Origin of the sequence: Chloroflexus sp. (genome assembly GCF_034431535.1) — a bacterium.
In the GTDB taxonomy this organism is placed as follows: domain Bacteria; phylum Chloroflexota; class Chloroflexia; order Chloroflexales; family Chloroflexaceae; genus Chloroflexus.
In genome coordinates this window covers 71,994-95,714 of the sequence record NZ_DAOUDC010000052.1, presented here as the reverse complement: position 1 = coordinate 95,714, position 23,721 = coordinate 71,994, and the positions used below count along the sequence as shown (strand labels likewise).

Here is a 23,721-nt window from a genome sequence, read left to right as displayed (position 1 = left end):
ATCATCTTGCAACTGGAGTCACCGACGTATCAGCCGCAGCATTCGCTGGTACGCTGACGGTTGCCGGATCGCGCACCGCTACCTTCCAGAGCGCGCCGCCAACTATAGCCGCTAGCGCATAGCCGGCAGCGCCGCTCAGCATTGCGGTGGTGAAGTTGCTCGCCATGCTGACCACAATCACCAATACTGATCCGATCACCGAGAAGACGCCGTTCATCCCCCATGCCCACACCACGAGCCCCGGCACGCGCGCATTGAGTTGGCGCAACCCTGCCGGGAAGGGGAGGCCGAGCATGGTAGCCAGCGGCGTGATGATGAAGATGCTGGCGATGATCCGTGCCAAATCAGGCCAGTGCATCCACGCCGCGAAGATCGGCGGCAGGGCAACGATATAGATCGCTGTCAGCGCCGCAATGCCGATCAACGCTAGCCGTAGCCCATTGGCGGTTCTAATGCGTTTGCTGCCCAACAGGCTGCCCAATGCGGCAAAAGCCAGCATACTAGCAATGGTCGTGGTTGTCGCATGGATCGGGTAGCCGATGAAGAGCGTAAAGCGCTGGATCAGCACGATCTGAATGAACATATAGGCGGCGCCAAGCAAGCTGAAGTAGGCCAACGTGGAGATGGCGCCGGGCATGCGCAGGCCGTCGCGCTGGTAACGTGCCAACGGTAACACGATGAATGCTACTGCTGCGCCGAGCGCGAAGATAGCCATTGTCAACAAGATCAGATTACCGATCGGGAACCGGTTGAGCCGCCCTTCATAACTGCGATCGAAGTGCAGGTTCTCCCAACGGAAGTAGTTGTAGAAGAAGGGGTTGTCATCGGTCACTGGGAAGATTTGGAATGAGTAGGCTCGCTCAAAAGCCCGCGGATCGGCAGCGTGCAAGTAGTCGGCGAAGGGAGTGTTCAACCGCGCCAACGGGTCGTGCAGCATGGTGAAGTTGTTCGCTGCCCCCCATGCGCGCAGCCGTTCGATCTGTTCCGGCTGGAACGGCGACCGGCTGACCAGCAACGTGGCATTAACCCCGCTCTCGTTGGCAATAATCGCGATATGCGCCGACGGATCATTCACTCCCATCCGGCGCAGCGCTTCCGCCGCCAGCCCGGTTAAGCGCAGCATCTCGCGCGGCGGGTTGTTGACATCGCGCGTCCACGAGAAGATGCCGTTCGGGGTGAGCGCACGCAGCGCCTGTTCGAGCGAATCAACCGTGTAGAGGTATGACTCGGCGAGCACGTAGGCCCCGCCCGACAATGCGGCCAAGTTGTCGAGACCGATGCCTTGAATGATGTCGTATTGTTCGGTCGTGCGGCTCAGGAAACTGCGTCCTTCGGCGACGATCAGCTCGGTCGAGGGGTGGTCAGCGATCCGGCCAGTGTAGTCGGCGTAACGATCTTGTAAGAGGCTCACGATTGTCGGGTTGAGTTCGATCGCAGTGATCTGTTTGGCACGATAGAGCCGGGCCAGCAGAATGTCAAGCCCGCCCCCCACCCCAATCAGCAAGGTGTGTGGGTGCTCATTGCCGAGCTGGTAGGCGGCGCTGATCACCGCGTGGTCGAGGAAGCGGAACCGTTCCAGATCGGCGTCGCTGCCATCAAAACGGTACATCCCGGTCATTGACGTGCCGTCAATCGTCACCAGTTTCAGCGGCAGCTCTGGCCGGTTTTCTAACGGGTAGCTTGAACTGACGGCGCCGACGATCATCGGTTCGGTGACAGTGATCTCTGGCATCACGTCCACCCGCCCAACCGGATCCCAGCGGGTAAATTCGGGGCCGGTTCCTTGCGCCTGCATCGCCCAACCCAGCTCTTTCGAGCCGGGTACGGCGAGGGTGGGTGGCCGCATGATCAATGTTACAAACACCAGCGCTTCCGCGCCAATCATGGCCGGCAAGAGCCAACGCTGGCGTGGTTTGGCTTCGTAGCCGAGCAGCACCGCCGCCAACGCACCGATCAACCCGATCAGGGCAATCACTGCCGGGCCGCCAATTGTCTGGATCACGAACAAGACCGTCATTGTGGCGATGCCTGCCCCCAGCATATCGGCAAAATAGAGCCGGTGGGCAGCGCCAGCCCAGCGTCCAAAGATGGCGGCAATCACCAACCCGCCGGTAAAGAAGGTGCTGAAGAGACAAGTAAAGTAGATGCCGAGGCCGATGATTGCCCAGCCGAGCTGCGCTGTGCGCAGCGGATCAATGGCGATGGTGGTGATCGCGATCAGATTACTTAGACTGGCGAGGCTGAAGAGCAACGCCAACCCGCCGAGGCGCTGCTGGAGCTTGTCAGGCCCCCAACGGCGTACGGCAAGAAACGTTCCGGCTGCCCCGCCGCCGAGCAAGGCGATGCCGATCACCATATAGGTGAAGTGGTGCCAGATCATCAACGAAAAGATACGGGTGAAGGTGATTTGGAGGGCGAGAATACTGCCGCTTAGCAACGTGAGGCCAAGGTACTTGCCGATCGATTGCAGTGGTGGAAATGTCATGCCATCGCTCTCTTTACTGATGAACTTATCACGAGGCATAGTCGGCGATCAACTGCTGTTGTCCGCTGGTTAGCCTAATCACCCGATATGACCTGCCGGCAATTTCACGCCGTTGCGTGGCGGGTTCGCCATCCGCGAGCATAATTGTACGCAACCGCGTGTTGCGGCATTCCTCTGGGAGCAAGACCGTGAGCGGCAAGGACGTTGATGGTACGGTGATCGTCCCTTGTAGTCGTTGCCCGTTCCATTCGATATTGTTGAGATCGCTGGCATTGCGCCCTTCAATAAAGCACAGCCACCGTTCGGCGGCGATGATGGGTACTTTAGCGCCAGCGGCGTAGCTCAGCGTTGTGTCAAGCCAGCGCGCCACTTCGCCAGCAATCGGATCGCCGAGCAAGAACGGATCGACATGGCATTGGAGACCTAAAGCTGCCGGGTAGCGATCGATGCTGGCTGCAATTTGGCTAATCGTCTGATTGGCTGCGGTTGCTCCGTTAAGCCCCACATCGTACCCGGTTTGAAACACTGGCATCAGGTGTTCATCGACCAGATGGGTGGCTTGCTGATATACATCGATGATTGTGCCGTCTTCGGCGACAAATCGCAGCGGCAAGCCACTGCCATTCAGATATCCCATCGTCCACGTGCCGTCGGGTTTGCGCACTGCCGGGCCGCTGTGGTAGTGATCGAGATTCATGCGAATGTCGTACCGCGCTTGCACCACGGCATTGTCTACCCAGCCGTGCCACAGAATGCGGTGGGTGCGCACGGTTGGCGGCAGCGGCCCGTAGCCAAGCTTGAGAAATTCGCTCCAGTGCCGGTAATAGCCTTCTTCTAGTCCATCTTCGACATACGGGTGCATGCCGAATTCGTGGCCGCGGGCGCGCCAGGCAGCAACGTGATGCGGACCCGGCAGCGGATCGTCGCCGCCGAGCGTTGAGCCGATCAACGGTGTGCGGCTGAGCGTCCAGCGCAACTTGCGCGCTAAGCGTCCGCTGGCGTTCGCTGGCGGCGGGGTGTAGTAGATCGAAGCCGTGCCGCCGTGTCGTTCGACGATCGCCAACAACTGTTCGATATGGCTCACCCGGCTGCCGTGGGCGTCGCCGGTGGCGATGATCGCACTAGGTGCATTGTCGGGCAGATACCAGAGCCGGGGAAGCGGCAGCGGGCTGACCTCGTCAATGACCCGGCTCAGTAAGCGTTGATGCTCGTCGGCTTGCGGGATGGCGATGCGTTCAAGGTTGATCCATCCCGTAAAGAGGTCGCTGGCGCGCAGACCTTCCATCAGGTCACGTTCCTGATTGGCCCACGCCGGATTGCCTTGCCGGATGAGGGCAATAGTCTGCGCCAGATCGAACGTCCAGAGTGCGGCGGCGCCCTGCCCAAAGCGATGGATGGTTACGAGCGGATCACCATTGCTTGCAGTCGCAATCACCTCCGCCCCGCGTAGTTCAACCCGGTCATACAAGGTGTGAATCTGGAGCGGCCCAGCAATGCCGGTTGCCGGCGCCGGATAGCACGTATCATCAATCTGGCTGACGCCAAGATACCTGACCCCTAATACTTCTGCTAACGCCGGATCGGGGCGAATCGCGACTAAACCGCCGCCAGCACTGACAAATTGGCGCAGCCATCCTTGGCTGTCCAGACTGAGAGGTGTCGATCCCACCATAATAACGGCGGCGGTGATGGGGCGATCCAGTTGGCGCAGGCTGATCTGACGTAGACCCAAAAACCCTTCTGCGCGCAGGATCTCACCAAGGTACGCCGTGAAATCAGGCTGCGGCGCCGGATCGGCGACTAACGCTAATGGCGCAAAACCGTTGGCAGGTGCTAGTGAAACAGGTGGCGACGGCAATGTGGTTGGCGCAGGCAGTGGCCATTGTTCGGCGCCATAGGCTACGATGCCTCCGAGACCTGCAGCGGCGAGGGTGCTGGTCAGAAACGCTCGTCGGGTGACCGGTCGCTGCAAGTAGTTCATAGTGCGTTACGTGCGCCGGCGGCGACCAGCGGTTGGGCGTCGCCGGGCCGGCGGCGGTGTTGCGGCTGGCGGGTTGGTGGCGCGCTTCCCTTCCTGTTGCGGCGCTGCCGGCCACACCGTCTCGCCTAAGGCGCGTTCTTTCAGCCCATTGCTGTGATGTTCGCTGCTAGACTGGGCCACCACGACTGCTCGATGTTCAGGCACCGGTGGGGTCACAATCACGCGCGACGGTTCCGCGACCGGGGTTACAATCACGCGCGACGGTTCCGCGATCGGTTCGGTACGAACAAAGCCGTTATGATCTGCCGTCGAATCGGGTGTTGGCGTAGACATACCATTGGTAGGCTGTTCTTCCGATGGTGCCGTTTCTGGTTGACCCTTGCCGGGATTAAGCAGCCGCAACGGCATATCGCTCAACAACTGGCGGAGATTAGGCAATGGCAAGCGCGGTCGCTCGGTTTGTCCGGCCAACGTATGTTCATCGGTTAACATCACCGCGCCAAGCACACTATCGCTGCGTTTCAACGTCAGCCGCTTGAGGCTTTGTTGAATGTCGCGGCTGCTGTCTTCAGCGGGCTTAAGCGCTAACACCACGCCATCAACCATCGGTGCCAGCAGTGCAGCTTCAACGCCGCTGAGCGTTGATGGGCCATCGAAAATTAAGATATCAGCAGCGCGTTGCAGTCCCTCGACCAACGCCGGCCACGGTTGTGATGGCGGCAAGGGGCGGCCATCTTCGTCGGTGTTACGGGCTAATAGCAACACGTTCTTTATCGGGGTGACCCGCAAACTCGACCAAACTTGCGCTTCGCCATCGATCATAATCGGTTGCAGCACCGATTCGGGATTGCCAAACAGTTCGCTCAATGCAGCCTGCTCAGTTTCGGCATCAACCAGTAATACCCGATAGCCCGATAGCGTATAGCAATGTGCCAAATCAATGACCAGCGCGCTCCGTTCATACGAAGGGCGCGGCCCACTGATCATCAGAATGCGGGCATTGCGTGGCAAGCCGGCCAGCACAATCTGGGTATGGGCCTCTTTCACGGCGTCGGCGCGCATGTGTGCTTCATCTTCGCTCAAGCCTATCAATGGTCGCTTGCCGGGCACTGCGCCGAGGAAATTGAGGCCAAACCGGTTGCGCAAATCGTTATGATTGCGCCAGCGAGTGTCAATGGCTTCGAGCACAAATGATGCCATCAGTCCTAATAGCAACCCGGCCAATCCAGCCACGGCAACCGTCAGGTTACGTTTGTTCGGCAAGGGTGCTCCCGGCACTTTTGCAGCTTCAAAGACCGAGAGACTGTTGACCATACTGGTATTTTGCAGCCGCAACAACTGGGTGTACGCATTTTGCGCCGTATCGCGGGCCAGTTCCAATTCTTGCAACTGGTTGCGCGCCTCGCGGAGATCGGTGGCGCTGGTGGCCTGTGCGAGCAGTTCACGGGTCTGGTCGATCTGGCGATCGAGTGCCGTGATCTCGCGTTGCGCGCGATCAATCTGCTCATTCAGCAGGCTTCGCTGCGCCGCGACATTCTCTGGCGAATTCGGGCCGAATTGGATCAACTCGGTGGCAATCGCATTAGCGATGGCTGTCGCGCGCTGCGGATTTGTGTCTGTAATGGTAATCTCCAGCAAACTGGCTTGTCGGTTGACGCTCGTTGCCAGCATGTAATCTCTGATCACCGGCCACGGGAAGGGCAAGCCGAGCTTTTCAACCACGGGGCCTAAAATAATCTCGCGTTTAGCCATTTCGCCATAGAAGCTGGCTACGGTATTGGTCAGACCGATCATCTGCGGGTCAGGTACGGCAGTTGAGAGCGTATCACCGACGCGCAGGGTTGCCCGGCTGATGTAGTAATCAGGCTGGCGCATGGCAAAGATCAGCGCCGCACTGGCGGCGAGGAGAGCGGCGAGGAGGGCAACCCACCACCAGCGCAGCATGATGCGAATGTATGACCAGATGTCGCTCCACGTGAGCATGAACGTGCTCCTTCTTAACTGGATGCCGGCAAGATAACCAGATCGCCGGCTTCCAGCCCGCTCACAACCTCCACTTTGCCATCGACAATCAGTCCAAGTTGCACGTCAACTCGTTGGGAGCCGTTCTCAGTTGGTACCAAGACATGCGGGCCGCCATCGCGCCGGATGGCTTCGATCGGCAGCCAGCGCACTCCTTCACGTTGGCCGAAATCGATCGTTACCAGCGCTGGATCGCCAACCACGAGGGCGAGATCGCCGACGTTATACGTGATATGCAGTTCTGGCGCTTGCAGCGGGTTGTTCATCGTCGTTGCTTTGCGCACCATGCCGGTAAAGGTGCGGCCGGGATAGCGCACAAACGTGATACTCACCGTCGCACTATTTGGGATCCGTTCGATATCTTCGGCGCTCAATCCGCTGACCGTAATCCGCAAGCCAGAGTTATCCATGAGCCGTAACACCGGAATCTCAGCCTGCACCGGAAAGCCCACTAAGGCATCAACCGCCGTGATCGCGCCGTCGAAGGGAGCATAGATCCGGCGGGCCTCGATCTGGCGTTCGATCTCTTTGATAGCCAGTTCCGAAGCGGCTAGGCTCTTGATCAGCAACGGGTCGGGATTGAGCCGCTGGCGAGCGGCATCGAGTTGGATCTGCGCCTGTTGCACCGCTCGCTGCGCGGCAGTCACTTCAAACTGATCGGGCCCGTTAATCAAGCGATCAAGCCGGGCGCGTGCTAATTCGACATCGGCTTCGGCAGCTTGCACAGCGGCGATTTCGTTGCCGCGGGCAGTGTCGTATTCGATCTGGGCAAGTGCAACTGCGCTTTCCGCAGCCCGCACGGCGGCAGCCAACTGATCGACTAGCGCACGCACCTCTGGCGTATCTTCAACTTCGAGCCGGGCGCGGGCCTGCTGATAAGCGTCTTGCGCCCGTTGCAATTCGGCTTGCCGGTCGAGCAGCGCTCGCTCGGCGCGCGTCTTCACCGCCGAAGCGTCATTGCGGGTGCGGGCCAACGCAGCTTCGGCCCGTTGCAGAGCAGCGCGCGCTTCGGCGATCGCAGTCGCAGAGGGCGGAGTGGTCAGGGCGTTCAGCCGGTCACGGGCCGAGGCAAGCGCCACTTCGGCGGCGCGGACATCAATTTGCGCCCGCGCGATCGACTGATCGATCGCGCGTCGATCTTGTTCGGCATTGATCCGCCCTTGGCGGAGTTGATCTTCTAACGTGCCGAGATCGATCTCGGCCAGTAACTGGCCGGTGGTTACTTGCGCGCCAACTTCAACGTACAGATTGCGTAAAATGCCGCTCTGCCGGAAAGCGAGATCGCGTTCGAGCACCGGTGTAACTTGCCCGCTCAGTTCGCGCCGGTCATCGAAGGCGCCGATCGCTACGGCGACCGTGCGTTGCCCGGGCGGCGCCGGAGTGGCGGTTGGTGCTGCCACGACCGTGGTGGGCGTAGGGGCCGGCGGCGTCCATGGCTCCGGCGTCGGCGCGCCAACCAGTGAGCCAATGCTACAGCCGCTCAGGCCAATCACGAGGCCCATCGCCAATGCGCTGCGAACAGCAATCTGTACGTAACGCTCCATATCTTCCTCTTACTTATTGTGGCAAGACAAATGCGCCGGGCAGCGGTAGCGTTGCGAACGGAGCGCTCACTGCTTCTTCGGCCAGCATCCAGCGCGCCGCGCCTAATAGGTCGGGGGCGATGAATGACGGCTGGTAGCGCCGCAATTCCGGCTTCTGCAATTCGATAGCGCCACGCCCTGTTTTCACAAGGATGGTCTGGCATCCCATGCGCTGCCCTGCCGCAATATCACTGAGCGCATCGCCGACAAGGTACGCCTCGCGGCAATTGATCCGGTGCCGGGCAGCGAGATCCTCCAACATCCCCGGTTGAGGTTTCCGGCAGTGGCATTGCTCTTCGGGCCGGTGCGGGCAATAGCGAATGTCGTCAATCTGCGCGCCGTGGTAGCTGGCGATGTCGCGCAAACGGGCGTGAATCTGTTCGAGGGTTTCAACCGACATCAATCCGCGTCCAACCGCTGCTTGATTGGTGACGACAAAGATGCGAAATCCGGCATTAGTCAGTAGGCGGAGCGCAGTCAGAGCGCCCGGCAGAAATTGGAATTCCGACCAATCTTTGACGTGGTCTGGCCGGTTGTAATTAATGACTCCATCGCGGTCGAGAAAGACAGCGCGCATGAGCCCCCCTAGCGCTGCAACTAGATTATAGCATGTAGTAGGTCGCAGGCTACGATGACAATGCTACAGTACACCTTATGGTTGAAGATCAGCTAACAGTGGAGTAAAGAAATAGTGACAATGCTTTCATCTTGGTGTAAGTCATCTCTCGATAGGTGACGGATTGGGCGCTTTTCTCGCATGCCGCTCGTTTCCTCATTGCTTACTGCAAGCGTTCCACCTGCTGGGATGCGGTCAGCAACTGCGTTTGGTGTTTGAAGGTCTTTGTAGACTGTGCGATTTGGGCGTTTTTTTGTTCATAACACTCAGTCTCTTTCTTAAAAAGATGACAGTTGTCCCGTTAACGGCGGCTGAATGATATGTCCACCATTCCCGATCCCAATGGCAGTTATATTCAGCGTGACGGAGTAACTGCTGATCGGAATAATCCGGTTGGCGGCGAGACCATGTTTCGCAATGCTTGGCGGGCGGCTACCATCAACCCAGACGGGACTGAGTTGGCGATGTGGGCGGGCGCCTTCCGCAACGAAGAAGCCAACCATGTCTACGGCGGTGCTTTCACTCCAGAGGGGGATCTGATTGCGAACTATTTTCCGATGTATAACATGACGGAAGCTGCCGGCTTTGGCGGCTTGCGCAGCTACCGTCGCGGTGCCGGCGGTTATACGCTGCTGATGGGGATGACCACCTTCACCTTCGACTACGTCAATCCACGGAATCCAACCTCGTTCGGCATTTTCAAAGGGCAGTATGTGACCGATCCCGATGTGTCGAACAACTAGATGGTGGTGTCACTGGCGCGTGATATTGGTCAAGACTATGGGCTGTATCAAAACCAGATCGATGGATCGGTCCTGCGCCTGCTCTACGATAACCCCGGCACTGCCGAGGTGCGGGACCGTTTCCTCGCTCCGTGTCCGTTGCCGCCAATCATTCCCGATCGCATTACCCAAGTGCCGAGCCTCTTGCCGCCTACCGCAGCCGGGCTGTACGACAAAGATGGTACGTTTATCTTTGACGCGCTCAATGTGTATGCCAATGGGCCGGTCGATAGTTCTCATCGTGGGGATATGCGCTATCGAGCAAGGAAGCGTTCGGTCGCGCATACCGCTCTGCCATCAGATCGAGAAGTATTCCCGCTGATGGGTATGCGATGCCTTCCGCCGCTGGCGAGCGCGCGACGTAAACAAATTGCTATCTCAGGCGCGCTTGTTAGTGAAGTTTTTGTCATTCGCTTGCGGTACGCTCAGATTATACTGATGGCGGTGTGGATAGACAGATCACGCCGTGGTGTTCAGTTCATTCGTTTGCCATCCGCAAATCAAGCTCTGCGATGCGGTGTTCGTAGCTTCAATGCGATGCAGAGAATGGTTCGATCTAAACGACAAGGGGCAATGCCATGATCATCTCGCGCACGCCGTTGCGGATCAGTTTTGCTGGTGGCGGCAGCGATCTGCCGGCCTTCTACCGCTATGAACCGGGGGCGGTGGTGAGTACGGCGATCAACAAGTATATCTATATCACCGTCAACGAGAAGTTTGATCATCAGATTCGGGCTAGCTATTCAGTGACTGAGATTGTTGATCAGGTTGATGAGCTCAAACATCAACTGATCCGGGAAGCGTTGCGCTTGGTGGGGCGGCAGCATTCGATCGAGATTACCTCGATCTCCGATATTCCCTCGCAGGGCACTGGTCTTGGCTCATCAAGCACGTATACGGTGGGGTTGCTAAACGCACTCTATGCCTTTATTGGCCGGTTTGCCGGCGCTGAACGGTTGGCCCGTGAGGCGTGCATGGTTGAGATTGAGCGTTGTGGCGCGCCGATCGGGAAGCAAGATCAATATATCGCCGCCTATGGCGGATTGCAGTTTATTCAGTTTAACCCTGATGAGACGGTGTTTGTTGATCCGATTATCTGCCGCGCTGAAACGAAACAACGCTTGCAGCAGCGGTTGATGATGCTGTACACCGGCGCCATCCGCAAGACGAGCGATGTGCTGCGTGAGCAGCGCGAGAATACCGAGCGTGATGAATCGCGCCGCCGGCATTTGCGCCGCATGGTAGAGTTGGCGCGTGATTTGCGCCTTGCCCTGCACCAAGATGACCTCGATGCCTTCGGCGAGATTTTGCACGAAGGTTGGATGCGGAAGCGCGAGTTGGCGAGCGGCATTTCGACCCCGCAGATTGATGATTGGTACGAGCGGGCGCGGGCTGCCGGCGCGATCGGCGGTAAGATTCTCGGTGCTGGCGGGGGCGGGTTTTTGCTGGTCTACGCGCCTGAAGAGCGGCACGACGCCATCCGGGCTGCGTTGCCCGAATTGCGCCACGTGCCCATGCAATTTGAGCCGCAAGGTAGTAAAATAATCTACGTGGAAGAGCGGTCGTTGGCTTCGTGATTCGTCACGCGGCCAACCCTCGCTTCCAATGACATGGGGGGTGAGAAGCGCGTTGAGCTTCTCACTGGGCTTCTATTCAGGAGGTGCCCCTTGGTTTATCGCTCCTGGCGCTTCGGTCTGGCCTCCCTCATCGTTCTAGCCCTCACTCTTCCCCTCGCTATCACCACCGCTGACAATCCACCTTTCCGCCAATGGTTGCCCGCCGTTTTCGCGCCATCCGGCGAACCTCAGTATTGGGTCAATGCGCCCTACTTTCCGGTGGCAAACGTTACCAATGACTGGTTCGACGAGATGGCGATCTTTTGGTTTGGCCAAGTCAGTTACACCAGCAACTATACCGATGTGCGGATTGGCTATAACAACGAGGCGCTCTATCTCTATCTCGCGGTCTTTGACCGGCAACTTTGGTACGATACCACCCCCGCTGCCGCCGATCTGACCGCGTGGGATGCGGCGACCGTCTTTATCGACACTGGTGGCGGCTCACAACTTGGGGCAACGAGTTACCGGCTGGTTGCCCAGTTTCGCGGCCCGCCTGAGCCGGATGCGCGCTATCAGTTGAGCCAGCGCGTCAGCGGTGGCAGTTGGGCGTCGGCCAATGTCGCGTTCAGCACCATCCCCGGCTGGCGCGGCGACGCACCCAACAACGATAACGATGAGGATCGCGGTTGGGCAATGACTTTCCTCCTCCCCTTTACCAGCCTTGGCCTCGCTGGCCGGCCCGCCGACGGTACGCAGTGGCGGTTGGGGGTGATCGTGTATGACCGCGATAATGCCGCCGGTACGCCGATCGCCGATCAGGTCTGGCCGCCGAACCTCAACCCGAATCAACCCCATACGTGGGGCGGTCTCCGTTTTGGCTTGCCGGTCTATACTCCGCCGCCAGTCAGCGCCACGCAAGAGTTTATCATCCGTCACGGGCTGAATGGGGTGACGGTGGCCGATGCTGGCGTTGGCGGTCAGGATGATAATATGTGTAATGCTGACGGCAATTTCTGGGATCGCTGGGGCAATTGGTCGCAGCCGGTGGACAAAGCCGACATTAGTGTCCAAAATCAGGCTGATATCGCCGACTGGCCGTGTTTTGCCAAGTATTATCTCACCTTCCCGCTGAATAGTTTGTCCGCTGGGCGAACGGTGGTTTCGGCGAAGCTGATTCTGAGCCAGATGGGGAATGCGCAACCCCAAGACGCCAAGCCGTCGCTGATCCAAGCAATGGTGGTAGGTGAGGATTGGAACCCCAATGCCCTAACGTGGAATAATGCGCCGCTCGCGCGCGAGAACGTCGGTAGTGGTCGGGCCGAAGTGATGTTCGGGCCGCCTGATTGGAACAATCTCCCGAAGCGCGAAATTGACGTCACTCGTGGGGTGGTGCAGGCGTATGCCAATGGCCAGCCGCTGCGGTTGGCGCTCTACTCGGCGGATAGCGCCTACCACAGCGGCAAATATTTTGTTACCAGCCGCACCGGCGATTGGAACGCGCAGAATCGTCCAACGTTGGTGGTGGTGTTGTCGAGGCCGTGACCCAGCGGTTACGGCGCTGGACGCAAGACCAGCGTTTCGCCTTCAATCGCACCGCTAAAGCGCATCGAGATGTCTTCGACTCGCTGCCACCGCTCAAGGAAGTCGCTGTAGCGGCTGCTGAGCATGTTGCCTGATTGGCCAGTGGTGTGCATAAAGCGCGAGTTGATGAGGTTGCTCAGATCGATGATCTGGCGTTACGAGGGTGCGTTGTATTGCAGATACGGTTCAGTAATGCGCACCGACGCGAAGTTAACGGTGAAGGTATCGCCGCCGTTGGGATGCGCCGCTCAAACAGGCCGCGCAAGGCCCCCACTTGGCTGAACGGCTTGTGCGGGAAGACCGCTTGGTGGACGCGATCCCAGCGCCAGCGCGCTGGATCGCTCTCGCCTTGCGCCGCTGCCATTGCGGTCAGGCCGTTGCTGAGCGCCTTGGCTAACGTCGCAGGACAATCCTCCTTCACCCCAATCGTTGTCACATCGTCACACCATTCGCGCTGGCCATCGAGCAACACTGCCCGCAGCGCCAGCGCCGGGAAGTCGCGCCGGTTTTGGTAGGTAGTGGTAAAAACGTCGCGCAGCTCATCGGCGGCGAAGATCGCTTCGAGGGCGGCGTAGTAGTAGCCTTGATAGACGGCGGCAGCGGCGCTGTCACCGCGCATCGCGCCATCCCAACTGCGCAACAGCGCAAGCGCGGTGGCTTCGCGGTCGCCGGCAGAGGTCACGTTGCGGAAGACTGGCAACAGCTCGCGGGCCTGCACCGAAACGACATCCCCCAACATTGCCCGCATATTCTCCACCGTCAGCCGGTTGCCCTGCTCGATCAGCTCGATGATGCGTTGGGCGCGGAACGGGGCGGCCCACGATGTGCCGAGCAAGTAGGGATAGTCGTCTCCCACCACCCGGTTGTTGGCAGTAGCGACATAATCTTTCGGCGGATTGTAGATGTGCGGCAACTCCTCAAACGGAATATAGCCAATCCACTCGTACTCATCCGTCTACCCCGGCACCGGCACCCTGCCATCGCCGTTGCGCCGGATCGGCACCGCACTCGGCGCGTAATAGCCGATATTCCCATCCACGTCGGCATACACAAAATTCTGCATCGGCGTCTTGTAATCGTGCAACGCAGCGACAAACTCCTCCTAGTTCTGCGCGCGGTTCATGTTGAGGATCGCGCGCATGGTCAGATCATCATCGTCGAGTGCCGTTCATCGAAAGGCGAGCGTATCGGGCAGATCGCTCTGGACATCACTGATGATCGGACCGTGGCGCGTGATGCGCACCGTAAGCGTGATCGGGTCAGCGCCTTTGACCTGAATCACTTCGTTGATGAGCGTGACCGGTTCACGCTGCTGTTATACTAGACATAATTTTGGGTGTCGATCCGTTCGATGTACAAATCCTGCACATCAGGGCCGGTATTGGTCACACCCCACGCGATCCGTTCGTTATGGCCGATCACAATCGCCGGTAAGCCGGGGAAGGTCGCACCGATCGCGTTGATCCGGCCACCCTGCATGTGGGCTAGATACCAAATCGACGGGATACGGTTGCCGAGGTGGGGATCGTTGACTAGCAGCTGCTTGCCGCTGGCAGTGCGCGAACCGCCGATCACCCAATTGTTCGAGCCAGAGAGCAGATCGCCGAGACCAGTCGTCTGGTGGATCGTCTCCCACAGGTCGAGCATCGCTTGCGCGGTAGCGGGTTGGATCGACGGGCCGGCGTGGCCAATCGTTGTGAGCTCCGGCATCCCTTCGGGCAAGATCAGCGGCCCGTCGGTGGTATAGGACTGCATCAGAAAATTGGCATCTTCGGGGCCGACCTTAGCGATCAGCAAGGCGCGCATCACCTCATTGCTCCATTTGCTGCCGAGATCCCACGCCATCATTTTGGCCCACACCAACGAATCGATCGGTTGCCACGGTTCGGGTTGCACGCCAATGATGAGAAATTCGGGCGGCAGCACCGGATTGGTAGCGAGAAACGCATTGATGCCAGCGGCATCGGCTTCCAACATCGCCAGTGTCTCGCCGTCGAGCTTCGCCAGCGCGCTGCGGGCGGCGCGGGCCACGCCGAGCGTGCGCAAAAACTTATCGGTGCGCAGCGTTGTCTCGCCAAACACCTCAGACAGGCGGGCATGGCCGATCCGGCGCTGCACCTCCATCTGCCAGAGCCGTTCTTGGGCATGGACAAAACCCAAGCCAAAGGCGGCATCGGTTTCGGTAGCGCCGGTAATGTGGGCCACGTCGTCGCGATCGCGCACAATCGTCACCGGCCCGCTGATACCGCGCACCTGAACCTCGCCGGTGGTTTGATGCAACGACCGCCGCAGCCAGAGATAGCCGCCCCCGCCGCCAACCACCGCCACCAACAGTACCAAGACCAACACCCAGCCGGCAATGCGCATCAGCAACCACATTGTTGCCCCTCTTTCCTTCAACGCGCTTCAGTTGTGGCGGTGATGATAGCAATAGTTAGTGATGGCGAGGAGCGGCTACCCTCCGTGTCCTCGGTGGTAAACAGACCCTCACCTGCGACCCCTCTCCTGTGTTTCGCCCAAGCGATGCCTCGTTCGTAGACGACGCAGCTCTCTGATTTAGCTCCCTTCGCCGAATGACACGATTTACAGCACGGCACAAGATTGCCAATGATGTCTCCATAACCGCGAAAGTGCCCATGCTCAACTAGACTCTCAAGATGATCCCACGTTTCTGCCGGTTGGCTACAGTAAGCACAGGTTAGTTCACCATTTGGATCCTGCTCCAATAACCGGATGGATTCAGATATTGTTGCCTGATTGTACTGATCCACTGGTGCAATGGCCGACGCAAAGGCATGATTGATCGTTGTTTTTCGCTCTTGGTATATTGAATATTCGCGTAGGGGTTTTTTAATACTTTCCATCCTCATCACTTGTCCTCTTGCATCCTAACACCTTGTTGCAGCCATAATTGTATGTTATCATATACTATAATTATTAGTACGATCGGTACATCTGTCACATGTCTGCCGAACTGTCTGACAACCCAGACCTGCCCATCCCGCCCATCCCAGCCAACGAGGAGGAGCGGCTGCGCGAGTTGGCAAGTTACCATATCCTCGACACACTCCCAGAGCAGGTGTACGAGGATATTGTCCGACTGGCGGCCTATATTTGCCAAACCCCGATGGCGTTGGTCAATTTGATCGACCGCGACCGGCAGTGGTCGAAGGCGCGGTTGGGTTTTGCCGGTAACGAGGTGGATCGCAAGCTAGCCTTCTGTTCATACACGATCAATGACCCTGATGATGTGTTTGTAGTACAAGACGCGACCTGCGATCCCCGCTTTGCCAATAACCCATTTGTGCTCGGCGATCCCTATATTCGCTTTTATGCCGGGGCGCCGTTGGTGACAGCCAATGGCTGCGCGCTGGGCACCGTATGCGTGGTTGATCTGCAACCCCACCAATTGTCACCCGAACAGATCGAGATGCTGCGGGTGCTATCACGGCACGTTATGCACCATCTCGAATTGCGCCGTGATCTGTTGCAACTCGAACAGCGGTTGCTGGCCCAAGAACAAGAACGTCATTCGCTCCAAGCCTATTTGCACAGCCTCGAAACCCGACTGGCCGAGGTGCAGCAGCAGGTATTGATCGATCCGCTGACCAGTGTGCTGAACCGGCGTGGGTTTGATGTACGTTTGAACGAGGAGTTCGATCGCGCCCGCCGCTATCAAGCGCCGTTATCGTTGTTGTTGATCGATGTGGATCACTTCAAAGAGTTTAACGACACCTTCGGCCATGTTGCTGGCGATGAGACGTTGCGGATCGTGGCGCAGGCGTTGAGCGAAGGCGGCCGCAAGCACGACATCATTGCCCGCTATGGCGGCGAGGAGTTTGCCGTGATTTTGCCCGCCACTGGTAGCGACGGCGCGTATGTGCTGGCCGAGCGGCTGCGCCGGCTGGTGCAGCAAGCGGCATGGCCGCTCCGTCCGGTGACGATCAGTGTAGGGAGCGCAAGCCTCACTGATGATGTGCTGAGCGTCTGCGATCTGATCGAGCGGGCGGATCAGGCGTTGTATGCTGCTAAGCGGGGCGGGCGCAATCTGTGTGTGGTGTGGTAGATGCACTTATCGAGTGCGGCAGTGCGACTGCCGCACCTCTGTTTTACCTCTGTTTTACAATACCACCGAAACCACTGCGCCAAAGTGCAACACACTGCCCAGCAGCACAAAGCCGTGCCAGATGTTATGCATATAGCGGCGCTGCGAAAGCATGTAGAATGGAGTTCCGGCAGTATATGCCACGCCGCCGGCAACCAGCAAACCGATGGTCAATGGGTTGAGCGCAGTGAAAACCTGATCGGCGGCAATCACTACCAGCCAGCCAAGCGCAACGTAGATCAGGGTCGAGAGCAGGCGAAACCGTCCGGTCAAAAAGAGCTTCATCACCACCCCGGCCAACGCCAGCCCCCAAACGAGGCCAAAGAGCGTCCACCCCAACGTGCCGCGCAAGCTCACGAGCGTGAATGGGGTGTAAGTGCCGGCAATCAGCAAAAAGATTGCACTGTGGTCAAAGATTTCGAGGATTGCCCGCCGGCGCGGTTCACGGCTGGCGTGGTAGAGCGTAGAAGCAAGGTAGAGCAAGGTCAGCGTCACGCAAAAGATCGTCGCGCCAGCAATTTGCCAGCCGTCGCCGCGTTGCCAAACTGTACCGAGCAAGATCGCGCCGGCCAGCGCACTGAGCGCCGCTCCGGCGCCGTGCGTGATCACGTTGATCAGCTCTTCGTGCGGCGAGAAGTGTTCGGTTGGTTGAAGTATCGTCATAAAAGCACCTGTGATTACTAAAATAAGGGTCATTCACCCGCTCGCCTGTTGTCATTGCGAGCCGAGTGGGGTGTGGCGAAGCAATCTCTGACGCGCACCGTTTGCTCCTGCTCAGGCACGATTTCCGCTGAAGCGAGAGATTGCTTCGGTCGGGCGGCAGCCAGCGCCGCTAGTTGCCGCCGCTCCCTCGCGATGACACATTGGCCTGTCATTGTGAGCCGAGCGAAGGGGCAGAACGCCGCTCGGCCTCCGCGCGGCGAAGTCTTACCCGTTTGAGTATGCAATGACAAAATGTTCTCGGCTAGTGTCGCTTGTCCTGAAGAGGTTATGACTGTAGTCACAGATGAAGATATGGAGTGCGGCAGTCAAACTACCGCACTCCATCATGTTGCTTGTGCGGATCACTCGCTGCTTCCCCTACCTTCCCACCAACTCGTTACCGAGCAAGCCCAGCAACACTTGCCCATCCGGGTGCAGCTCGAAGCGCGCCCGTTCAAACCACTGCACAATCACCACCGTGCCGGGCTGGGTCTCTTCGATCTGCGGCTGCGAGAGCGGCAAGCCAAACAGGGCCAAACTCTCGGCGTAGCTCTTGCCGGGCCGGCCATCGAATTCGAGGCCATTGCGTTGCCAGTAGCTGAGGAATGGCTCGCACAGCGCCTGATCCGTCTCGGCAAAGTAGAGACAACCGGCGACCGGCCCGCTGCGCTCAAAGGTGTACCAATCGCGTCCTTGCCGGCGCAGCAGGTCATCGCCCATCCGCGAGAGCAAGACGTTGTAGGGCGGGGTATTTTCCGGGCGCCACTCGAATCGGTGGCGCTCGAAGTATTGTACGGTGACTGGACGGCCATCGCTGCCGATTTCGGTAAACTCTTCGCTGATCGGAAAGCCGAAGATCGGCAGGCCGCCGTTTTGTTCCCAGTACGCGCGAAAACCACCGCCGAGGGTATGACCAGTTTCGGGGAAGAAGAGCCGGCCATCGGATGGTGGTTCAACGCGGGTAAAAGGACTAAAGCCGGGGTTCGCGACCGGCACTGGCGTGCCTAATGGGCAGCCGCCATAGGTGGTGGCCGTTTGCACCGCATTCAAAACGTTCAACCGGCCATAGCCATACTCGCCGTCGCGACCCGGTGCGCCGCGATCTTCGGCGGAAATCGCTAGCACACAGCGCACGTCATTGTTGCTCAGATCGGGCCGTACCGTCATCACGAGCGCCGCCGCACCCGCCACAAAGGGGCTGGCGAACGAGGTGCCGGTGGCGGTCGCGTAGCTATTGCCCGGCAGCGTGGTCGCAATATCGATGCCCGGCGCGACGAGATCGAGATAATCGCCAGTATTAGAAAAACCGGTGACTTCATCGCTGTAGCCGGTTGCACCAACCGCAATCGTTTCCGGGTAGGCTGCCGGATAGTTGGGCGTATTGCCTTCGGCTCGCTCGTTGCCGCTGGCGGTGACAATCAACACCCCGCGTTCGGTCGCGTAACGTACGGCATCTTGCAACGCAGGTGAACTCATTGCCCCGCCCAAGCTTAGGTTAATGATGCGAGCGCCGTTGTCAGTGGCCCAACGAATCGCGCTAATCACGCTCGAATCGCGGCAGCGGCCATTGCTGAAACACGCCTTCACCGGCAAGATCTGGCATCCCCAGCAGATACCGGCAATACCTGCACTGTTGTCGCCGGCGGCGGCAATCAAACCTGCCACTGCGGTGCCGTGACCATTATCGTCGCTGGTGTTGGTGCTGCCGGTAATCGTATTGAGCCCGCTCAGCACCCTCCCGCTCAGATCAGGATGGTCAGCGTCAATTCCAGTGTCGATCACTGCGATGATGATTGGCCCGCCGGTCGTGATATTCCAAGCATCGTAAGCGCCGATCGTACCTAATGCCCATTGCTGCTGAATAAAGGGATCGTTGGGTGTGCGGGTAATAGCCCGTTCATAATCAGGCACGGCGTAGATGACCCCCGCGAGATCACGGAAGCGTTCGCCGGCTACAGTGGCCGGCATCTCGGCAGGTAGGCGAACGAGATAGGTGTGATCGCCGATCAGTTTCATGCTTTGGATGCGCAGCCGCCAGCTGAGCGTAATGGCTTGCTGGGCATCGGCCAGTTTGACGATCCAATCAGTGGTAGATGCGGCCTGTGCGGTGGGAGTCGGTATCAGACTGATCAGGAGAATCAGCAGGCCATAGAGGGCAAAACGGGCAGGCATGAAGTTTCCTCGTGTAGTAGATGCCATACCTGCCGGTATTGTACCTGATCGCGCTGCCTATTGCTATAGGAGTCCAGTCCCCTTTATAGGCAATCGACCATCAAAATGCCCTCAGCGCTGCTATGCTATAATTGAGCCGTTATGAAACAACACAAACCGACAACCTCCCTGCGCGCCGGGTTGCGCAAATCAATTCTCACCTCGCTCGTCATCGGTTTGGCGGTGGTGATCGTGATCAGCTTGTTTAGCGATCTCCGCGCCGTTGGCAACGATTTGCGCACCTTCGACTGGCTGCTGCTGCCGCTGATTCTGATTGGCACCGTCATTAATTACTGGCTGCGCTGGCTCAAGTGGGACTATTATCTGCGCTATTTGCGGCTTGACCGTAACATTGACCATGCAACGAGCGGGCTCATTTTTACCGCTGGATTAGTGATGTCGGTTACACCGGGCAAGATGGGTGAAGTGCTGAAGTCGTTTCTCTTACGCCAACGCAATGGTGCGCCGATCAGCCGTTCGGCGCCGATTGTGTTGGCCGAGCGGTTGACCGACGGCATTGCTATGTTGTTGCTGATGGGATTGGGGGTGACCCTTTACCCGCCGGCGCGCCCGTTGTTTGTGGCGCTGGTCGTGGCGACTATTGCCGGGATTGTGGTGGTGCAACGGCAAGAGTTGGCATTCGCCGTTATCCGGCTCGTGGCGCGCTTGCCGTTTGGCTCCCGCATTGCGCCGCGACTCGAAACGGTCTATACCACGACTGCGCAATTGTTGCACTGGCGCATTTTGCTCGTCTCGACGCTGATCAGCGTGATTTCGTGGGGTTTTGAGTGTCTGGCCTTCTTTGTGGTACTCATGGGGGTCGGTAGCGAGCCGTCGTGGTTGTTGATCTTGCAGGCGACGTTTATCTTCGCGGCAAGCACGCTCTTTGGCTTAGTCTCATTTTTGCCCGGCGGGTTAGGCGCTTCAGAAGTGAGTAGCGTCGGTTTGCTGATTGCGCTGGTTGGGGTGAGCGCCAGCGCAGCAACGACGGCGACGATCGTGATCCGTTTTTGCACGCTCTGGTTTGGGGTCTTGCTCGGGGTGATCGCGCTGGCGTGGCTTGGCCGGCGCGCAGGGCCAGAAGACGATCTGGCTGCGCTAGATACTTCGGAGGTCGTATGACGTCGGTGTTTACCCGAATTGTGCGTGGTGAGCTGCCCGCATTTAAGTTGTACGAAGATGATCTAACTCTTGCCTTTCTCGATATTAATCCGGCGGCGCGGGGTCATACGCTGGTCATTGCCAAGCCGGAATTGCCCGGTTTGCTCGATCTGCCGCCCGAACTGGTGGCAGCTACGGCGCTCACGACCCAGCGCGTGGCGCGGGCCATTGTCGCCGCGTTGCAACCCGATGGCTTTAATATTATTCAGAATAATGGCGCTGCTGCCGGGCAAGTGGTGTTTCACTTCCACATCCATATCATTCCGCGTTGGGATGGTGATCGGTCAGTGAAGCTGTGGCGTCCCGGCACCGCTACTACTGATGATCTGCAAGTGGTAGCAAGTGAGATTATCGCTCATATCTAGGAGCGGCCAATGAGCGGAACCGTCTCTTCCCCTTCTAGCCAGCCACCGCCAACTGCGCCATCAGGCCCGGATCAGGGTCGTCAACCGGTTCCGCCGGTCTCTGCTGAGACTCGTCCGATCCGCCAGCGACCGGCGCGCAATAACCGTCTGCGGGTGGGGATGGGTGTGCTGCTTGTAGTGTTGCTCTTGATCATACTGGCGCTCGTGATTGCCGGGATTGGCGGGATGCGTTGGCCGGTCTCATCGCAAAACCGCGTGACGCCACGTGAACTCATTTTGCAGTCCCCCACCGTAGCCGCAGTGACTGGCGGCCAGTCACCGGTTCTAGCCTTCAAAGTTGATATCGCGCCGCGTTTTGCCGCTGCGTATGAACAGCTCGGCGGTTTGCGCCGGCTTGGTTTGCCGATTAGCCCGGCTTTGTTGCACAATGGCCGTGAAGTGCAGTGGTTTGAACGCGCGCGGGTTGAATATTGGCCGGAACTGAGCGGCACGCCCTACGAATTCCAAATTGGGCTCGTTGGGGTGGAGTATGTCGCCGGGCGTACCTTTCTGCGCCCCGAACCATTCGCCTCTCGCTCCGATCTCCGCTACTTCCCGGAAACCGGCTTTGGCGTCGGCGGCCTGTTTTTACAATATTGGGAAGAAAACGGGGGCTTGACATCGTTCGGCTATCCGATTAGCGCCGAATTTGATGAGGTGCAGCCTGATGGCCGGGCCTTCCGCGTGCAATATTTCGAGCGTGCCCGGTTTGAGTTGCATCCCGAAGCAGCGGGGACGCCGTATGTAGTGCAGTTGGGTTTGTTAGGATCTGCGCTCTACTTCGGCGAGCCGCGCCCGCAAACCGTGCAACCCTGGCCAACGCCGGTGCCGTAGTTGGCATACAAGTCAGAGGAGCTGAGAAGTTTGCGATAGGAAGACCGGAAGCGCTTGCAGCACACGATCCGCAGCCAGAGGCGATGGGTGGATGCGCGAAACGGAGGGGGTATGGCGGCAACGCAAGTTGATCTCGCAATCTTGGCTACAGCCGTGCGGCAGGCCGGCGGTGAACCAGCACAGGTGGCGCAGGTGTTAGCATCGTTCCACCGGCGGCTCATTGCTGATGGCCAGCCGTACCCCCAGAGACTGTATGTCTACCGCACCACCAGCGCTGCGGCTAGCGCTGATACCCCAGCGCCGGCGCTGTCTGCCCGTCCTCGCCTGTTGCTTGCGTTTCTCAGCGCCGATGCTGCCGTGAGTTTCGCCCAACGCGCCGGTTTGGCTCGTGTACCGCGCTTGCTGACGCTCTCGCTGGCTCGCGTGCTGGCAATTATATTGCAACAATCGGCGATGCGGGCATTGCATATCGCGTATGATGACATCCCGGTTGCCAACGGCTTGCCGTCTGGTTGGAACCTGTCCCGCGCCGAAGTGCTGGCGCTGTTTGGAATTGATTCGGGCGTGGTTTGAGTGGCGCCTCACAGGGTAAGGAGGAAGGAATGGGAAGCCGCTTCGACGAGATGCGGATCTTTGCCGGCAATGGGAACCCGATGCTTGCGCGCGCGATTAGCGAGCGCTTGGGGGTTCCGCTCGGTGATGTGACGATTGTGAAGTTTAGCAATGAGAATATCTTTGTCAAGCTCAACGAAAGTGTGCGCGAAAAAGATGTGTTTGTGATCCAGTCGCTGGCGATGCCCGATCTCAGTGATCGGATTATGGAGCTGTTAATTATGCTCGATGCCTGCAAACGGGCATCGGCAGGCCGGATCACGGCGGTGATTCCCTATTATGCGTATGGCCGCACCGACAAGAAGGATCAACCGCGGGTGCCGATTACGGCCCGTCTGCTGGCCGATATGATCCAAGTGGCCGGCGCGCATCAGGTGATGACGATTGATCTGCACGCCGGGCAAATACAGGGCTTTTTCTCGATCCCGATGGATGAATTGACGGCAATGAATTTGCTGGTGCGCTACTTCGCCGATAAAGGCTGGGACGATATGATCGTGGTGTCGCCCGACGTCGGCTTTGCCAAGCGGGCGCGCAACTTTGCCGAAGCGTTGAACGCGCCATTGGCGATTGCCGAAAAGCGGCGCGTACAGTACTTTGATCGCAAAGATGGCTCGCTCACCGCGCCCGAAGTGCTCAACCTGATCGGTGATGTGCGTGGCAAGCGTTGTATTGTGGTTGATGATGAAATTGCCACCGGCAGTTCGATCCTCGAAGTGGTGCAGTTGCTCGAACAGCAAGGGGCGCGTGAGATTTACGCCTGCTGCGTGCATCCGGTCTTCGCCGGCAATGCGGTTGAACGGCTCCGCGCTAGCTCGATTCGCGAGTTGGTTGTGACCGATACTCTGCCGGTGGCTCCGGAATGGCGCTGGCCCGGTTTGACAATCCTTTCGGTCAGTACCTTGATCGCCGAAGTGATCCAACGCATCCATAGCGGGGTCAGTGTCGATACCATCTTCCAACACCGCCGCCATCCGGCTCTCAGCTAGGGGCAACGCATACGTTGCCCTCGCATGCGTTCTCCCCTTATGCGTTGCCCTCACTTGCCCTTCGCCCCGGCGCATACACCATCCCAGTGTATGC

The 23,721-nt window shown here is 58.7% G+C and carries 20 protein-coding genes and 1 pseudogene; 10 read left to right on the top strand and 11 right to left on the bottom strand.

Going from position 1 to position 23,721, the window contains the following annotated elements:
• Window position 1: 1 nt before the first annotated feature.
• From U9R61_RS13005 to gmhB, 5 genes are read right to left on the bottom strand one after another with little or no spacing between them, the layout of a single operon-like run.
• Window positions 2-2,485: a hypothetical protein gene (locus U9R61_RS13005; RefSeq protein WP_322489247.1), complete on the bottom strand. Its 2,484-nt coding sequence runs from the start codon at window positions 2,483-2,485 to the stop codon at window positions 2-4.
• Between the two features lie 28 nt (window positions 2,486-2,513).
• Window positions 2,514-4,466, bottom strand: coding sequence for a hypothetical protein (locus U9R61_RS13000; RefSeq protein WP_322489246.1), 1,953 nt, complete (start codon window positions 4,464-4,466; stop codon window positions 2,514-2,516).
• A 6-nt stretch (window positions 4,467-4,472) separates the two neighbouring features.
• Window positions 4,473-6,449 carry a lipopolysaccharide biosynthesis protein gene (locus tag U9R61_RS12995; protein ID WP_322489245.1) on the bottom strand — a complete coding sequence of 659 codons (1,977 nt, stop codon included), beginning with the start codon at window positions 6,447-6,449 and terminating at the stop codon, window positions 4,473-4,475.
• A 14-nt stretch (window positions 6,450-6,463) separates the two neighbouring features.
• Window positions 6,464-8,032 (bottom strand): efflux RND transporter periplasmic adaptor subunit, encoded by a 1,569-nt coding sequence (locus tag U9R61_RS12990; RefSeq protein WP_322489244.1) that lies wholly within the window; start codon window positions 8,030-8,032, stop codon window positions 6,464-6,466.
• A 13-nt stretch (window positions 8,033-8,045) separates the two neighbouring features.
• Window positions 8,046-8,648 carry a D-glycero-beta-D-manno-heptose 1,7-bisphosphate 7-phosphatase gene (gmhB, locus tag U9R61_RS12985; protein WP_322489243.1) on the bottom strand — a complete coding sequence of 201 codons (603 nt, stop codon included), beginning with the start codon at window positions 8,646-8,648 and terminating at the stop codon, window positions 8,046-8,048.
• A 359-nt stretch (window positions 8,649-9,007) separates the two neighbouring features.
• On the opposite strand from gmhB, the gene U9R61_RS12980 reads away from it, so the two are divergent.
• The 4 genes from U9R61_RS12980 (at window position 9,008) to U9R61_RS12965 (ending at window position 12,570) form a co-directional block, all read left to right on the top strand.
• Window positions 9,008-9,430 carry a hypothetical protein gene (locus U9R61_RS12980; RefSeq protein WP_322489242.1) on the top strand — a complete coding sequence of 141 codons (423 nt, stop codon included), beginning with the start codon at window positions 9,008-9,010 and terminating at the stop codon, window positions 9,428-9,430.
• Window positions 9,431-10,051 carry a hypothetical protein gene (locus U9R61_RS12975; protein ID WP_322489241.1) on the top strand — a complete coding sequence of 207 codons (621 nt, stop codon included), beginning with the start codon at window positions 9,431-9,433 and terminating at the stop codon, window positions 10,049-10,051.
• Window positions 10,048-11,046, top strand: a complete 999-nt coding sequence (locus tag U9R61_RS12970; RefSeq protein WP_322489240.1) for a GHMP kinase — start codon at window positions 10,048-10,050, stop codon at window positions 11,044-11,046. Before U9R61_RS12975 ends, U9R61_RS12970 begins: the two co-directional genes overlap by 4 nt.
• Before the next feature lie 90 nt (window positions 11,047-11,136).
• Window positions 11,137-12,570 (top strand): DNRLRE domain-containing protein, encoded by a 1,434-nt coding sequence (locus tag U9R61_RS12965; protein WP_322489239.1) that lies wholly within the window; start codon window positions 11,137-11,139, stop codon window positions 12,568-12,570.
• An 8-nt stretch (window positions 12,571-12,578) separates the two neighbouring features.
• Here the strand turns inward: U9R61_RS12965 and U9R61_RS12960 are convergent, their stop codons facing one another.
• The 4 genes and pseudogenes from U9R61_RS12960 to U9R61_RS19945 form a co-directional block, all read right to left on the bottom strand.
• Window positions 12,579-12,722 carry a hypothetical protein gene (locus U9R61_RS12960; RefSeq protein ID WP_322489238.1) on the bottom strand — a complete coding sequence of 48 codons (144 nt, stop codon included), beginning with the start codon at window positions 12,720-12,722 and terminating at the stop codon, window positions 12,579-12,581.
• Between the two features lie 23 nt (window positions 12,723-12,745).
• Window positions 12,746-13,891 (bottom strand): annotated as a pseudogene (locus U9R61_RS12955) (penicillin acylase family protein).
• 38 nt (window positions 13,892-13,929) lie between these two features.
• Window positions 13,930-14,988 (bottom strand): penicillin acylase family protein, encoded by a 1,059-nt coding sequence (locus U9R61_RS12950; protein ID WP_322489237.1) that lies wholly within the window; start codon window positions 14,986-14,988, stop codon window positions 13,930-13,932.
• Between the two features lie 17 nt (window positions 14,989-15,005).
• The gene (locus U9R61_RS19945) at window positions 15,006-15,473 is read right to left on the bottom strand and encodes an HNH endonuclease (RefSeq protein WP_416208851.1); all 468 of its coding nucleotides are present in this window, start codon (window positions 15,471-15,473) and stop codon (window positions 15,006-15,008) included.
• A 98-nt stretch (window positions 15,474-15,571) separates the two neighbouring features.
• Here U9R61_RS19945 and U9R61_RS12945 point away from each other — a divergent pair, with 98 nt between their 5' ends.
• A complete protein-coding gene (locus U9R61_RS12945) occupies window positions 15,572-16,675 on the top strand; it encodes a sensor domain-containing diguanylate cyclase (protein ID WP_322489236.1) in 1,104 nt (367 codons plus the stop codon).
• A gap of 54 nt (window positions 16,676-16,729) precedes the next feature.
• Here the strand turns inward: U9R61_RS12945 and trhA are convergent, their stop codons facing one another.
• Together trhA and U9R61_RS12935 are read right to left on the bottom strand one after the other, a co-directional pair.
• Entirely contained in the window at window positions 16,730-17,377 is a 648-nt protein-coding gene (gene trhA / locus U9R61_RS12940) for a PAQR family membrane homeostasis protein TrhA (protein ID WP_322489235.1), read from the bottom strand.
• A gap of 417 nt (window positions 17,378-17,794) precedes the next feature.
• On the bottom strand, window positions 17,795-19,588 hold the full coding sequence (locus U9R61_RS12935) for a S8 family peptidase (protein ID WP_322489234.1): 1,794 nt from the start codon (window positions 19,586-19,588) through the stop codon (window positions 17,795-17,797).
• Window positions 19,589-19,729: 141 nt separating this feature from the next.
• Here U9R61_RS12935 and U9R61_RS12930 point away from each other — a divergent pair, with 141 nt between their 5' ends.
• From U9R61_RS12930 to U9R61_RS12910, 5 genes are all read left to right on the top strand, one after another.
• Window positions 19,730-20,749, top strand: coding sequence for a lysylphosphatidylglycerol synthase transmembrane domain-containing protein (locus U9R61_RS12930; RefSeq protein WP_322489233.1), 1,020 nt, complete (start codon window positions 19,730-19,732; stop codon window positions 20,747-20,749).
• Window positions 20,746-21,153 (top strand): HIT family protein, encoded by a 408-nt coding sequence (locus U9R61_RS12925; RefSeq protein WP_322489232.1) that lies wholly within the window; start codon window positions 20,746-20,748, stop codon window positions 21,151-21,153. The genes U9R61_RS12930 and U9R61_RS12925 overlap by 4 nt, the downstream gene beginning before the upstream one ends.
• A gap of 9 nt (window positions 21,154-21,162) precedes the next feature.
• Window positions 21,163-22,026: a hypothetical protein gene (locus tag U9R61_RS12920; RefSeq protein WP_322489231.1), complete on the top strand. Its 864-nt coding sequence runs from the start codon at window positions 21,163-21,165 to the stop codon at window positions 22,024-22,026.
• 111 nt (window positions 22,027-22,137) lie between these two features.
• The gene (locus U9R61_RS12915; RefSeq protein ID WP_322489230.1) at window positions 22,138-22,599 is read left to right on the top strand and encodes a hypothetical protein; all 462 of its coding nucleotides are present in this window, start codon (window positions 22,138-22,140) and stop codon (window positions 22,597-22,599) included.
• A 29-nt stretch (window positions 22,600-22,628) separates the two neighbouring features.
• Entirely contained in the window at window positions 22,629-23,627 is a 999-nt protein-coding gene (locus U9R61_RS12910) for a ribose-phosphate pyrophosphokinase (RefSeq protein ID WP_322489229.1), read from the top strand.
• Window positions 23,628-23,721 lie beyond the last annotated feature (94 nt).

Coding starts and splice junctions, on each gene's coding strand:
- U9R61_RS12945 (WP_322489236.1), top strand. CDS start 15,572: ATGTCTGCCGAACTGTCTGACAACCCAGACCTGCCCATCCCGCCCATC.
- U9R61_RS13000 (WP_322489246.1), bottom strand. CDS start 4,466: ATGAACTACTTGCAGCGACCGGTCACCCGACGAGCGTTTCTGACCAGC.
- U9R61_RS12925 (WP_322489232.1), top strand. CDS start 20,746: ATGACGTCGGTGTTTACCCGAATTGTGCGTGGTGAGCTGCCCGCATTT.
- U9R61_RS12950 (WP_322489237.1), bottom strand. CDS start 14,988: ATGTGGTTGCTGATGCGCATTGCCGGCTGGGTGTTGGTCTTGGTACTG.
- U9R61_RS12920 (WP_322489231.1), top strand. CDS start 21,163: ATGAGCGGAACCGTCTCTTCCCCTTCTAGCCAGCCACCGCCAACTGCG.
- U9R61_RS12935 (WP_322489234.1), bottom strand. CDS start 19,588: ATGCCTGCCCGTTTTGCCCTCTATGGCCTGCTGATTCTCCTGATCAGT.
- U9R61_RS12995 (WP_322489245.1), bottom strand. CDS start 6,449: ATGCTCACGTGGAGCGACATCTGGTCATACATTCGCATCATGCTGCGC.
- U9R61_RS12915 (WP_322489230.1), top strand. CDS start 22,138: ATGGCGGCAACGCAAGTTGATCTCGCAATCTTGGCTACAGCCGTGCGG.
- U9R61_RS12930 (WP_322489233.1), top strand. CDS start 19,730: ATGAAACAACACAAACCGACAACCTCCCTGCGCGCCGGGTTGCGCAAA.
- U9R61_RS12960 (WP_322489238.1), bottom strand. CDS start 12,722: ATGCACACCACTGGCCAATCAGGCAACATGCTCAGCAGCCGCTACAGC.
- gmhB (WP_322489243.1), bottom strand. CDS start 8,648: ATGCGCGCTGTCTTTCTCGACCGCGATGGAGTCATTAATTACAACCGG.
- U9R61_RS12910 (WP_322489229.1), top strand. CDS start 22,629: ATGGGAAGCCGCTTCGACGAGATGCGGATCTTTGCCGGCAATGGGAAC.
- U9R61_RS12980 (WP_322489242.1), top strand. CDS start 9,008: ATGTCCACCATTCCCGATCCCAATGGCAGTTATATTCAGCGTGACGGA.
- trhA (WP_322489235.1), bottom strand. CDS start 17,377: ATGACGATACTTCAACCAACCGAACACTTCTCGCCGCACGAAGAGCTG.
- U9R61_RS12990 (WP_322489244.1), bottom strand. CDS start 8,032: ATGGAGCGTTACGTACAGATTGCTGTTCGCAGCGCATTGGCGATGGGC.
- U9R61_RS13005 (WP_322489247.1), bottom strand. CDS start 2,485: ATGACATTTCCACCACTGCAATCGATCGGCAAGTACCTTGGCCTCACG.
- U9R61_RS12970 (WP_322489240.1), top strand. CDS start 10,048: ATGATCATCTCGCGCACGCCGTTGCGGATCAGTTTTGCTGGTGGCGGC.
- U9R61_RS19945 (WP_416208851.1), bottom strand. CDS start 15,473: ATGGAAAGTATTAAAAAACCCCTACGCGAATATTCAATATACCAAGAG.
- U9R61_RS12975 (WP_322489241.1), top strand. CDS start 9,431: ATGGTGGTGTCACTGGCGCGTGATATTGGTCAAGACTATGGGCTGTAT.